The organism is Corynebacterium sp. J010B-136, from assembly GCF_002967075.1.
In the GTDB taxonomy this organism is placed as follows: domain Bacteria; phylum Actinomycetota; class Actinomycetes; order Mycobacteriales; family Mycobacteriaceae; genus Corynebacterium.
In genome coordinates, this window is sequence record NZ_PUGE01000011.1 from 14,861 (window position 1) to 28,208 (window position 13,348).

The 13,348-nt window shown below is 54.8% G+C and carries 11 protein-coding genes; 9 read left to right on the top strand and 2 right to left on the bottom strand.

Translation table 11 applies throughout. The features are described 5' to 3' along the window. Positions 1–21 precede the first annotated feature (21 nt). Positions 22–1,131 carry a DUF2786 domain-containing protein gene (locus C5Y44_RS12845; RefSeq protein WP_105325294.1) on the bottom strand — a complete coding sequence of 370 codons (1,110 nt, stop codon included), beginning with the start codon at positions 1,129–1,131 and terminating at the stop codon, positions 22–24. 129 nt (positions 1,132–1,260) lie between these two features. Between C5Y44_RS12845 and C5Y44_RS12850 the strand changes: the two genes are divergently transcribed. From C5Y44_RS12850 to C5Y44_RS12870, 5 genes are all read left to right on the top strand, one after another. Continuing rightward, positions 1,261–2,598, top strand: coding sequence for a glutamine synthetase family protein (locus C5Y44_RS12850; protein WP_105325295.1), 1,338 nt, complete (start codon positions 1,261–1,263; stop codon positions 2,596–2,598). Between the two features lie 15 nt (positions 2,599–2,613). After that, on the top strand, positions 2,614–5,769 hold the full coding sequence (locus tag C5Y44_RS12855) for a bifunctional [glutamine synthetase] adenylyltransferase/[glutamine synthetase]-adenylyl-L-tyrosine phosphorylase (protein ID WP_105325296.1): 3,156 nt from the start codon (positions 2,614–2,616) through the stop codon (positions 5,767–5,769). A 314-nt stretch (positions 5,770–6,083) separates the two neighbouring features. After that, complete coding sequence (locus C5Y44_RS13535) at positions 6,084–7,190, top strand: hypothetical protein (protein ID WP_233189987.1); 1,107 nt, start codon at positions 6,084–6,086, stop codon at positions 7,188–7,190. 152 nt (positions 7,191–7,342) lie between these two features. Next, complete coding sequence (locus tag C5Y44_RS12865; RefSeq protein ID WP_105325297.1) at positions 7,343–7,909, top strand: hypothetical protein; 567 nt, start codon at positions 7,343–7,345, stop codon at positions 7,907–7,909. Positions 7,910–7,935: 26 nt separating this feature from the next. Continuing rightward, a complete protein-coding gene (locus C5Y44_RS12870) occupies positions 7,936–8,913 on the top strand; it encodes an AAA family ATPase (RefSeq protein WP_105325298.1) in 978 nt (325 codons plus the stop codon). Here the strand turns inward: C5Y44_RS12870 and C5Y44_RS12875 are convergent. Beyond that, positions 8,809–10,131, bottom strand: a complete 1,323-nt coding sequence (locus tag C5Y44_RS12875) for a nitrate/nitrite transporter (protein ID WP_105325299.1) — start codon at positions 10,129–10,131, stop codon at positions 8,809–8,811. The genes C5Y44_RS12870 and C5Y44_RS12875 overlap by 105 nt on opposite strands. Positions 10,132–10,169: 38 nt before the next feature. Between C5Y44_RS12875 and thrC the strand changes: the two genes are divergently transcribed. Genes thrC through C5Y44_RS12895 form a run of 4 tightly spaced genes read left to right on the top strand, consistent with a single transcriptional unit; the run spans position 10,170 to position 13,304 of the window. Then, positions 10,170–11,624 carry a threonine synthase gene (gene thrC, locus C5Y44_RS12880; RefSeq protein ID WP_105325300.1) on the top strand — a complete coding sequence of 485 codons (1,455 nt, stop codon included), beginning with the start codon at positions 10,170–10,172 and terminating at the stop codon, positions 11,622–11,624. Between the two features lie 9 nt (positions 11,625–11,633). After that, a complete protein-coding gene (locus C5Y44_RS12885; protein WP_066838079.1) occupies positions 11,634–11,768 on the top strand; it encodes a cell division protein in 135 nt (44 codons plus the stop codon). A gap of 45 nt (positions 11,769–11,813) precedes the next feature. Beyond that, entirely contained in the window at positions 11,814–12,767 is a 954-nt protein-coding gene (locus tag C5Y44_RS12890) for a trypsin-like serine protease (protein WP_233189988.1), read from the top strand. A gap of 3 nt (positions 12,768–12,770) precedes the next feature. Further along, positions 12,771–13,304, top strand: a complete 534-nt coding sequence (locus C5Y44_RS12895) for an NUDIX domain-containing protein (protein ID WP_105325302.1) — start codon at positions 12,771–12,773, stop codon at positions 13,302–13,304. The last annotated feature ends 44 nt before the right edge of the window (positions 13,305–13,348 follow it).

Sequence of the window (13,348 nt, forward strand, 5' to 3'; positions counted from 1 at the left end):
GAAGAAAGCTGCAGCGAAAGCTTAGGAAGCAAGCTGATTGCGGCCGGTGCGAATGCCAGATTTATCACCGCCAAGGTGCGAGCGCTCTGCGGCATCGACCCCATCGATAATGCCGCGCATGTGGTTCATCGAGAGATTCATACTTGACAGATTAGGGAAGAGGTCTTGGAGGGCTTCTTCTGCATTGGTTTGGCGGCGCGCCAGCGCAGGAAGTGCCCGTGAGGTGATTTCATATTGGCGCTTATCAGAATTTTCCTGCTCATCCGAAGTGCTGTTATTAGTACTTTCCTGGTGTTGTTGTGCAGCGGCAATGTTGGCCTCATGCAGCAACTCATGAATCTTGCCGGCATAGGCCAACATGAAGCTGCGCCGATAGGAAGCAGTTTGGCCATCTTCGGTGGCAAGCTTGGCGCCTTCAGAGTTGGTCATAAACCAGGCCCGCTGGCGATTAAGCGAAGAGAAAAGATCGACGATGTGCTCAGCATCATCGCGGGTCGCCATGACCGTGCAAATACCTAGATCTGATAGCAGCACGGCTGTTCCGCCATTGGCACAAGCTACTGATGACAGCAGCGACATTTGGTGTTTGACCCACGGCGCAGCAATACGCACGCGCACAGCGACGACTTCTTCGGCGGAATTTTCTAGCTCATCTAATACTTGGTCAATGCGATACTGCTGACGCAGATTCTGCGCCTTCGCAATGAGCGCATCTGCTTCATCTTCAAATTGGGTGGACTCGGCCTTCGCTAATAAGCCCTGAATTTTGTCATGCATTTTCTTTTGCTTCGGGTCGCTAAATTGCGGCTCGGCGGAGGAGACCACCTCAGCATCACGCAGAAAAGGTAGCCGGTAAAGCTTATCGATCCACGCGTGAATCGTGCGTGGTTTTAACGTAGTGGATAAAGATAAGTCATAGTCGCTGGGACGGTAACTAAGCCAGGCATGGCGGATTTTTCCAATTCCAATGCGCGCGGGGATTTGGGGTGCTGCTTTTTCTAACACGGCCGCTGCCGCAGGGCCTAAAACGTGCTGTAAGTCCAGTGGCATCCAGCCACGTTGGGCAACGGTAGTGATGTCGTGGATTAAGGCGCGTACTAAATGCGGGTCTAAATGGTGCAGGCGGTTCATAGTAAAATTCCTTTACTTTTAAAACGTTGGGTCAATCTATTTAGACTGCGCACATTCTTTAAAGGTTCACGAAACGCTTTCGGGGTTTTACGTCACCTCGGGTGGGTAGTTTCTACTAAGGTCAAAACCATGAGTAGCCAACACGAATTCGTCCTGCGCACCGTTGAAGAACGCGATATTCGCTTCGTTCGATTGTGGTTTACAGATCTCATGGGCGGATTGAAATCAGTGGTAATGAGCCCATCTGAGCTGGAATCAGCTTTCGATGAAGGCGTGGGCTTTGACGGCTCGTCCATTGAGGGCTTCTCGCGGATTTCGGAATCGGACAATATCGCGATGCCAGATCCGTCGACTTTCCAGGTCTTGCCCTTTGAACAAGAAGTACCGGATATGCAGGCAGCCCGGATGTTTTGTGATGTGGTCATGCCGGATGGCCAGCCTTCCTTGATTGACCCGCGCCATATTTTGCGCCGGCAAGTCCAGGCCGCGGCAGGCGATGGTTTTACGTGCATGGCATCACCGGAGATTGAGTTCTTCCTTCTCAAGCAGACCATCGACATTGAAGATTTGCAGCCCACTGATAACGGCGGCTACTTTGACCAGGCCACCTATAATGATGTGCCGCTGTTTCGGCGGGAAGCAATCTTGGCACTGGAATCGATGGGGATTGCGACAGAGTTCTCGCACCATGAAACAGCACCCGGGCAACAAGAAATCGACCTGCGCCATGCCGATGTCATGACCATGGCCGACAACATCATGACCTTCCGCTACATCATCAAGCAGGTAGCAGTCCGTCAAGGTGTAAGCGCGACCTTTATGCCCAAGCCTTTTGAACAGTGGTCTGGTTCCGGCATGCACACCCACTTGTCGCTATTTGAAGGTGAATCCAATGCCTTCCACGATCCAGATGATGAATTTTCTTTGTCTGAAACCGCCAAGCAATTTATCGCCGGCATTTTGGAGCACGCCCCGGAATTTACGGCGATTACCAATCAGTGGTCGAATTCCTATAAGCGCCTGCAATTTGGTAACGAAGCCCCGGGTGCTGCGACCTGGGGAGTCTCAAACCGCTCGGCGATGGTACGGGTTCCTACCTACCGCCTGGGCAAAGAAGAATCTCGCCGCGTGGAAATTCGCTCCGTTGACGCGGGCGTCAACCCTTATTTGGGCTACGCAGTGCTGCTGGCAGCCGGGCTCAAAGGCATTCGCGAAGGCTATGAATTAGGCGATCCAGCTGAAGACGATGTGCATTCGCTAACCCGCCGCGAACGCCGCGCGATGGGGTATAAGGATCTGCCTACTTCGTTAGACCACAGTTTGCGCATGCTGGAAGGCTCGGACTTTGTCGCCGAAGTGCTAGGTGAGCATGTCTTTGAATTCTTCCTGCGCACGAAATGGGATGAGTGGCACAACTATCAAAAGCAGATCACCAAATTTGAACTATCTAATAATCTCAATCTTTAAAAGGACAAGCTTTTAATGCGCATCGATTTGCCTTCGCCCGCGACCTTGGGGCTTTCGCGCCCAACTGCCGCACAAGATCTGCAAGATCTGGGATGGGATACAGATGAAGCCTTGCCACTGGTGTGGTGCATTGCCTCCGCCGGGGATCCGGACTTGGCATTAAACACCATGGTGCGCATCTACGCTGCCTTAGAAGACGCAGAGAAAAACCGCTTGACGCAAGCGCTTATCGATGACGAAGCGTTGCGCGTTCGCCTCATCGCGCTCTTAGGCGGCTCTACCGCCTTAGGAGATCACCTCGCAGCGAATCCACACTTGTGGGAGAAACTCGCGTTGCCGCTGCCGGAGCCCACCGAGATGATGCAGGAGCTCTTGGGTGTCATCCAGGCTCAACCCGCTCGCTATCTGGACGTTGACGAGGAGAGCGAAGCAGCTCCAGTCAACGATCCGGCGAGGGAGGATCTCTCGGCCCCGGGGACGTATCGCGCCGGGATGGAAGAGACAGAAGCACGCCCGCTGTTGAAATCCACTTACCGCACGTTAATCATGCGCCTGGCTGCCCATGATCTGGCGGGCAGTTTCTACTCCCGTAAGGGACAAACGGAAGGTCAGCCGACGGTGGAGTTCCGCACGGTCACGGCGCTGACTACCGCGCTTGCTGATGCCGCTTTGACTGCTGCTCTAGCTTTGGCCGTGCGCATGGTGTGTGGCGAGGAGAAATTGCCGATGCAGCTTGCCGTTATCGCCATGGGCAAGTGCGGTGCGAAGGAATTAAATTACATCTCTGATGTCGATGTCATCTTTGTGGCGGAGCCCATTGAGATGGGAGATGACGCCGGACAAAAGGCGATGCGCAAGGCCACGCGCGTGGCGGCGGAATTTAACCGGATTGGTACCAGCTGCTTTTTTGAAGTGGATGCGAATTTGCGCCCCGAAGGAAAATCCGGGGCCCTGGTACGCACCTTGGATTCGCATATTAAGTACTACACACGTTGGGCAGAGACGTGGGAATTCCAGGCCCAGCTCAAAGCTCGCCCGCAGACCGGCTTTATGCCACTGGGTAATGCCTATGCACAGGCTATTGGGCCGATGGTCTGGGAGGCATCGAAACGCGAATCTTTCGTGGAAGATGTCCAAGCTATGCGCCGACGCGTGCTCGAAAGCGTGCCGGATTCGCTCAAGACCCGGGAGCTCAAACTCGGTGTTGGCGGATTGCGCGATGTGGAATTTGCCGTGCAGTTATTGCAATTAGTCCACGGCAGGTCTGATGAATCCTTGCGAACGCTTGCCACCGTCGATGCCCTGGATGCACTTATCGCCGCGGGCTATGTCGGCCGCGATGACGGTAATCAGCTGATTGAGGCCTATGAATTCTTACGCCTTCTAGAACACCGTTTGCAGCTGGAGCGTTTTCGGCGCACGCACACCATGCCGGCCGATGACGATGAAGACACTTTAGAGTGGCTCGCGAGTGTCTCTGGGTTTATGGCCCAAGGCGCGAATTCTGCGGCGACGATGATGAACAAGTACTTGAAAACGGTGCGCCTGCAAATCTCTGAGCTGCACTCGCGCTTGTTCTACCGCCCACTGCTAAATTCTGTGGTCTCGATGAGCCCAGCCGAGCTCAAACTCAGCCCGCAAGCTGCGAAACTACAGCTGGCAGCGCTCGGTTACCAAGCACCAGACCGCGCCTTCGAGCACCTAACAGCACTGGCTGCGGGTACCTCGCGCAAAGCTCGCATCCAGGCTATTTTGCTGCCGACTCTGATGGAATGGCTCGCTGAGACTGCCGACCCCGATGCTGGCCTTTTGAATTACCGCAAGCTGTCTGATGCGGCCTTTGACCGCACCTGGTTCTTGCGCATGTTGCGGGATGAGGGCATCGTCGGCAAGCGGCTGATGAGTATTCTAGGAACTTCGCCTTATACCGCGGATTTGATCATTGCAGCCCCTGAGGTGGTCAAGCAGCTCTCGGATGGCTCCGATGGTCCGAAGCTGTTAGATACTACCCCTGAGCAAGTATCTTCTGCGCTGCTTAATGCGGCAAAACGCCACCGCGATCCGGATAAGGCCGTGCATGTGGCGCGCTCTTTGCGGCGCGTGGAATTAGGGCGCATTGCGTCCGGCGATCTGCTGGGCTACCTGGACGTTCAGCAAGTCTGCCGGGAGCTTTCCACCATTTGGGCCGCGGTGCTAGAGGCTGCCTTGCGCGCGGAAATCCGCGGTTGGATGCATGAAGAAACCCGCCGGCTGGAAGCCAAAGGTGAGGAGAGAAAGCCCCGCCCGCTCGCGCGTATTGCCGTAATCGGCATGGGGCGTCTTGGCGGCATGGAACTTGGTTTTGGCTCCGATGCTGATGTCATGGTCGCAGCCGAGCCTGCCCCTGGCATTGAAGAAACAGAAGCGTTGAAATGGGCGATAGGGATCATCGATAAGATGCGAACCCGTCTTGCCAAGCCTTCCGGTGACCCACCCTTGGAGGTCGATTTGGGCTTGCGTCCGGAAGGTCGCTCCGGTGCGATTGTGCGCACCATTGAAAGCTTTGACCGCTACTACCGCAAGTGGGGCGAGCCCTGGGAGATGCAGGCGCTATTGCGCGCCGCATTTTTTGCCGGTGATGAGGAAGTAGGGCAGCGGTTTATGGAAGTCATCGATAAGTACCGCTACCCAGAAGACGGTGTGTCCGCCTCCACCATTCGTGAAATCCGCCGCATGAAAGCCCGTGTGGATAATGAGCGGCTGCCGCGCGGTGCTGACCGCAATACCCACACCAAGCTGGGGCGCGGCGGCTTAAGCGATGTGGAATGGACCGTGCAATTGCTCACCATGATGCATGCTCACGAGCACCCCGAATTACACAACCCGTCGACCCTGGGCACCTTGGACGCCCTTGAAGAAACCCAGGTGCTGCCGGCGGAACAGGTTGAAAGCCTGCGCGAGGCCTGGCTGATGGCGACTGATGCGCGCAATGCGCTGGTGCTTGTGCGCGGCAAACGCGTCGACCAGCTGCCCACCCCTGGGCGTCAACTCGCGCAAGTAGCTGGTGCTGCTGGCTGGAACCCCGATGAAAACCAATACTTCCTCGATGCCTACCTCAAAGCCACCCGCCATGCGCGCCGGGTTGTAGACGAGGTCTTTTGGGGCGAAGCGGAATCCCTCGAGCACGGGTAGTTGTCCTCGGACCTTCGGTCCTGCGGGCAACTACCCAAGAATTGAGGTCTTGCGGGCAACTATCTATAGGTTTAGCTTCGGCAGGTGGTTAACCTCGGCGCAGAGTCTGTGGGACTATGCGCCCCTGAGAAATACCCGGATTTAACCCTGATCTTTGCCTTGTGCCCTTTCGGGTTGTCGCGGGAGTGCTTAAGCTGGGCAGTGAAGACAAAGACACAACGGCACTGACCCAACGGCACTGACCCAACGGCACTGCAATTTTGAGCAGCCGTTTCATTTACGGAGAAATCCCAGCGGAAGGATTACCGAACACCATGGCACTAATCATTTCCATCGAGTTAAACAACGCCACCTTTGAAGACCTCGCCACCTTGGTATCCACCGCGGGTGCGGCCGGGGCAGATGAATCCACCACCATTGAAATCGATGATGAGCAACAGGTGCTGCGCGTCATCATCGAGGACCCTATTGCACCGGATATTGATACCAGCGACCCAACCTTCTTCGCCTTCTTCGATAATGACACCGACGATGACGACGATGAAGGTTTTGACCTCAGTTTCGACGATTCACGAGGCTTTGAAGGCGTCGGACCAGACTATGGACGTCATTCAGGAGGCCCCAAGCCGTTCGATCTATCAACGGCCATCAATGATTTCATTGACAATCTGAAAGATGAACTGCCGTTTGGACCATCGCGGAGAAGCAACCCCGAACGCTATGAAAGCGATTGGAAGAATCCCAACAAGTTTCCGCCGGCGGACTTTCTTTATGGACTAGCTGAGGACTACTTCCGTGATTTTGGTTATCGCGGCAAAAACCGTGGTGACTTTCGTGGCAATTTCCGTGGGGAAGACCGTGGCGCGCAGCACCGCGATGATCCAATTCAGGATGATTTTTACACCGACGAGCCTCGGTTTGAAGATTTCTGGGGCAAGAAGAATCCCTTTGGTTCCGCAGCAGGAGGAGACTTTAGCGAGCTGCGTAATGCCGGCGAAGGCTTCTTTAGGGGGCTTTCAGATTTCATCAACGAACAAGTTGATCGCCGCACGGAAAATGGCGGAGGTCGCGGCGGCAGGCGCGGACGCGGGCCGGTAAATGGCTACGGCAGCTTTACAAATCCTGGTGCTGATGACGATCATCCAGAAGGTACCGCGCGCGATGATCATGACACCGAAGAAAAGCTCAAGGGCTTCCGTGATTTTCCAGGTCAAGGTTTCTCTGATGAGGAATTCTCAGGCTTTAACTACCTTGATGAAGACGATATCGAAGACCAGGCGCGCAGAGCCGATGATGGAGAGTACAACCCAGGGGATAGCAACCCCGGCGATAGCAATCCGGGTGATGACAACCCAGGTGACGACAACCCAGGTGACGAAAAACCTGGCGATGGCAAGACCAATGATGAGAATGAAAGCTAAGTCGGCGTTGGCGTAGAGGCAGCTGAGAGTATCACGCAGGCCTAGAACAAGCTGGTGGCGCGGGAGTATACTTACCCTCGCGCCACCAGTGGCGTTTTGTACATCTTGTCTTTAGGGACAAAATTTCTAGGAAAAGGACGACGGCACCGAGGATGGCTTTTTCTTCCGCAGCCCCATCAAGACGCCCGCGAAATGACGGCGGGCAAAGCGGCCGCACTAACCGTCACATGGTTACGCAGGCGGTATGGCTGTGGCTGGGTGGAGTTATTGTAATTTCCGTAATTCTCTTTGCCATGATGTCTTATTACGCGTCGAACCATCCGGAAGAAGGCACAGTGACGGTCGGCGAGGCAATCGCGGGGACGCAGTCGGCTGCCGATGCTGATTCGGGCGAGACTGAGCAAGAAAACTCCCAACAGTATCCGGGCTACCGTTTGGTCGAACTTGCAGCAGCACTGGGCCTGCCTAATGGTGCCACTCCGGAAGGTGCCCTTGAGATGGGGATGAGCCATGACCAAGCACGGATCTATCTGATGGAATTGGTCAACCAGGCTGTAACCAAAGGAGTCTTAACCCCGACTGAGGCCGATGGCGTGATGACGGCATTTGAAGCGGGGATAGTCAGCGCACCGGTTAATATCACCGGCGATGATGAAGAAGATGACGCTGAGGACATAGACGATGCCATGTCCTCAAGTAGTGTCGGCAGTAGCCAGTAAGTTCGCAATAGAAAAGAGTTAGGTTGATGATCCTGCGGAGTCTGAAATTTTTATCTTCACCCCAGTCGCCGCAGGAGGTGTGGGAGCAGTCTCCCTATTTTGATGCCGCAGCAACTATCCCCGGTGTGCGGCGTGCCCTAGAACGTGAGCAAAGACGCGGGGCGCAGCATCTGCAGTGGAAATTAGATCAGGTAGTTCCGGCTGATGCTTCTGGTCAACGTGTGGATTCGCCATGGGCGTGGAAACTGCCTCTGATTAAGCATATTAAAAGCCGCGGTGGCATGCGCTTTACCCAGCCAGTGACCTTGATTGCCGGCGATAATGGTTCGGGAAAATCAACCTTTTTAGAATCAGTAGCTCTTAATCTGGGCTTTAGCGTCATCGGCGGGCGCTTTGGAAATCCCGATGCACCGAAGACTACGGGTACAGAAGTAGCATTGAGTTGGTATCTGCGCTGCGAGCTGAATGAGCCTATTTTGCGTGGGTACTACCTGCGCTCAGAAACACACCAGCAGATGCTCGCAATTGATAGCAAGCCAGAGGAAGCCGCAGGCCGTAACCACTTGGATCCAGCGATGGATCTAAGTTCGCGCTCGCATGGTGAGTCCATCTTTGATGTACTTGGCGAGCACGTCGATGGAAAAGGCATGTATATTTTCGATGAGCCTGAAGCGGGTCTTTCTGCCGTTCGCCAGATGGCGTTGCTCGCAGAGATTGAGCAAGCAGCAGCCCGCGGTGGACAATTTATTATTGCCACCCATTCACCGATCTTGCTGGGAGCGCGCCAGGCTCAAATCATTGAAATCGGGGAGGACCACGTCGGCTATCCCACGTGGGAAGAAACTGAAGCAGTGCGCGCGACGAAGGAATTTTTCACCAACCCGCGCGCAGCGTTGGACTTAGTCTTCGGTGACAGTCTCCATCCGGATCTTCCGGGGGCGAGTGCCGCCGCGCGTTACCAAGATACCGAGGAGACCGATCGTCCACACAACAAGCACAGCTAGCGCGGCGTAGCGGAAATCCCCCCACACAAAAGCAGTGCCGCCGGAGTGCTTATCCAGCATGATGCCGAAGATCTGCGCGGCAATCATGCCGGCGGTAAACCCACCCATATTGGCAAGACCGGTGGCTGTTGCCACGACATTGCGGTCCAAGGTTTCGCGAATCTGGTCGAAACCATAGTTCGAGGATGGCGACGACAGTGCCATCAGAATCATCATCGCGATGATAACGGCGAGCCCGCGTGGGCTTGGCGAGGAAAAGAACCACAGCCATGCCAGAAGATGCAGCAAGGAAAGCACAAACGCGGAGATATCGCGGTGCCGGCCAGTGAGCGAAGACAAACGGCCGTGGAATGGGCTGACGATGATCATCGCAATAGAGTTAATGGTTAAGACCATGCCGGCTTGGGCGGACGAAAAGCCCATGGCTTCGGTCATCATCGGCACGCCCCACATCATGATGAAGACGAGGTTGGCGTGCAGGCCGGCGTAGTGAATGAAAAAGCCTTGCCACGTCGCGCGTGAGCTTAAAGCCAGCTTCATGCGCTGGCCGATGGACAGTGCAGGCTCGTCCTTTTCTACAGCTGGTTCGGAATATACGCCGGCAGATTCAGGCGAGTCTGCCACCGAAATTGCAGCCACGATGGCAATAAGAATGACCACAGAACCCAAAGAAACAAAGGCAATGGTCCAGCCGGTAGCGTGCAGTAGCCACAAAAATGGCACGGCAGATAAGAATTGGCCCAGCTGGCCAAAGGCTGCTGTTACGGCCGTAAACATCGGGGTACGGTGCAGCGGGAACCAAAATGGCAACAGCCGCATAACCGACAGGAAGGCAGTTGCGTCACCGGCACCGATGAGCACACGCGCGCCGATGGCAACACCATAAGAGGTAGTCAGACCGAGGATAAGCTGGCCCATGCCCATGATGACGGCGCCGATAACTAGCAGCCTGCGCGGGCCGAAGCGGTCGATTAATATTCCTGTCGGAACTTGGGCGAGCGCATAAGTACCAATCTGAATTGAGGCAAAGACTGCGATGCGGGAGGCGTCGACATCGAAACGCTCAATAGCTTCAACACCTGCAACACCGAAGGATGTACGGCCAAAAATAGCGCCAACATACACAGTTAGCGCGGCAATCCAAACGGTTAAAGCTTTAGTGGTTACTACTTCACGAGGGTTGGGGCGGGGATCTTTCTCAAATTCAGGGGTAGACACGTGTGGTAAGTGTACTCCGAGTAAGTAAGGTAAGGAACGTGGACTACATTTCAACGCGCGATAATACAGCGACCCCAGCGAAGTTTACTGATATCCTGCTCGGCGGATTGGCCCCTGACGGAGGCCTGTACCTACCCACCGAGTACCCGCAACTTGATGCCAAGACCCTGAAATCTTGGCGCGAGTTGGTTACAAGCGATGATGAAGCTGGCTACGGCAAGCTAGCTGCTGAGGTACTGAAGCTTTTCATTGATGATATTCCGGCAAAGGACATCGAAGCGATTGCTGCTCGGGCTTATACACACCCGAAATTTAGCTCGCAGGAGATTGTTCCTGTTACCGATCTCGGTGATTCCTTGCTGATTGGTCACCTTTCGGAAGGGCCTACCGCAGCGTTTAAAGATATGGCGATGCAGCTTCTCGGTGAGCTGTTTGAATATGAGCTCGCACGCCGTGAAGCTACTTTGAATATCTTGGGCGCAACCTCTGGTGATACCGGTTCTTCGGCGGAGTACGCCATGCGTGGACGCAAGGGGATTCGCGTATTCATGTTGACCCCAGCCGGGCGCATGACTGCTTTCCAGCAGGCGCAGATGTTTGGTCTGGATGACCCTAATATTTTCAACATTGCTCTCGACGGTGTCTTTGATGACTGCCAGGACGTGGTCAAGGCCGTATCTTCCGATGCGCAGTTTAAGGCTGAGCACCGCATTGGTGCGGTCAACTCCATTAACTGGGCACGTTTGATGGCGCAGATCGTCTACTACATCAACTGCTGGCTAAAGGTCACCGAGTCTAATGAGCAGAAGGTGTCCTTCTCCGTTCCAACCGGTAACTTCGGCGATATCTGCGCAGGCCACATTGCACGCCAGATGGGGCTGCCTATTGACCGTCTGATTGTGGCAACCAATGAAAACAACGTGCTCGATGAATTCTTCCGCACGGGCAACTACCGCCCACGCCCAGCAGAAGAAACCTTGGCGACGTCTTCGCCATCGATGGATATCTCCCGTGCCTCGAACTTTGAGCGTTTCGTATTCGACCTCGTCGGCCGCGACGCGGAGAAGGTCGCAGATCTCTTTGGCACCAAGGTCAAAGAAGGCGGATTCGTGCTTGATGCCGATCTGATTGAAAAAGCACGCGAGGAATTCGGCTTCGTGTCTGCTACCTCTGTGCACGCGGATCGTTTGTCCACCATCAAGGACGTGCAGGAGCGCTACAACTACCTGGTGGATCCACACACCGCGGATGGTGTGAAAGCAGCCCTCGATACCCAGGCAGAGCACAATATTGAAACGCCAATCATTGTTCTGGAAACTGCACTGCCGGTGAAGTTTGCAGAAACCATCGAAGAAGCCATCGGTGAGGTGCCGCAGACACCAGAGCGTTTTGCGCACATCATGGACGCCGACCGCTTTGTTACCGACTTGCCTAATGATGTTGGTGCGGTCAAAGACTTCATCACCAGTTCCATTGAGTCCACCGAGGTATAGGAGTATCCCATGGGCCAAGAGCAATCATTGCCGGAGGACTACAACACCGAGTTCGATCCGGAAGCTTTTCTGCAAAAGCTCAAAGAGCAAGCAGCAGCAGAAAAGGCTGGCGAGCAAGAACCAGATAGCGATGAGGGCAAATAAAGCACAAGGTGCCCAAGGGGATAAGCCCCGAGTACTATGAGTTGTGTGATATGGCGCCGAGCATTAAAAGCACTGCAAATCTTCGCAGTTGCTCTCACTAGCCTGCTCATAGCAGCAGGGCTGGTGGCATGCTCGGCGCCGTTTGCTGATCCCATCCAACCGCCCGCTGATGTTGCCACCAATGACACAGGTGAAGAGATCGCGGAAGATTCACCGGTTGCAGACGCTGCCAGCGAAGAAGAGCTGCAGGTGCCAAGGGAGCCAATAGAGCTTGCCGATGCCACCCTGACCCCTGAATATTCCCCACTTGCCCCAGGAACCGCGATTGATATTTCCGCGGGCTATCCACAGCCGGGGCAGTATTTTAACTTCAGCTATTGCACCGTGGCTTATTCTTTTAGCACCGAGGACGGCCGTTCCTTTGCGGTTACTGCCTCACACTGTGGCCAAGAAGGAAACTTGGTGTGGGCAGGAACTCCAGATAACACCTTTGGCTACCCAGCGGAACCCATCGGGACTTTTATCTACTCCAGCTTGTATTCAGATGGCGCGAAGAACCTTGATATTGGGCTTATTGAACTTAACGGCAATCTTGCCAATGTCTACGCACCCCAAGACATGGATACCCATATCGCAGGCAGGTTAGAAGCGCTTCCGGACTACGTGTGCAAGATGGGGCGGATGACCTATCAAACCTGTGGGGATTTAACCCATCAATCCGCGTCGTCAATTTTGCGCTATGGCGAAGAAGAGATTTCTTCCACCGCCGCACGTGCTGCAGTATGCGCGCGCAATGGGGATTCCGGCGGACCGGTTTACGCGATGGTGGAGGGCCAAGACATCATCGTTGGCCTTGTCTCTGGAACCACGGTGCACATGGAAGAGGGGCAAACCTGTGCGGATGTAGGGGAGATGGAGCTGTCTTTTGTCTCTATTCTGGATATCCACGCAGTGCTTGACCAACTACTCGATTCCCCCATGCAGCTGGCTACACTGTAGGACATGTCTACTCCTGAATACATCGTCAATCTGCGCAAGCACATTGGCCACCAACAGCTCTTCTTGCCGTCCTGCACCATGATTATCCTGCGCCCGGCTCCCGCCGGCGCTTCCATCTGGGAAGTACCTAAGGCACTGCTCGCGCGCCGGGCTGATAATGGCAATTGGGCTCCGGTAACAGGCATTTGCGAACCCGGTGAAGAGGTCGCGATTACGGCTGTGCGCGAGGTCAAGGAAGAAGTCGGCTTAGACGCCAAGGTCGAAGCACTCTTAGGCGTCGGCCTGGTGGGGCCTACGACTTTTGATAATGGCGATGAGTGCTTGTTCATGGACACTTCCATGCGCCTTTCGGTTCCTGATGATGCCGAGCCTTTCCTAGCCGATGATGAAAATACTGAAGTTGATTGGTTCTCCGTCGCGCACCTGCCCGATAGCGTTAACCGCCAGCACCGCCTCTTGATTGCGGATGCAGTCGCGCAGATGAAACACCCCGCTGGTTTCCGTCCGCGCATGGGTTATCGCAAGCGCAACGCTTAAAAGTCCTGCTAGCTATCGACTTGTTTTCAATAACGGGATACTAT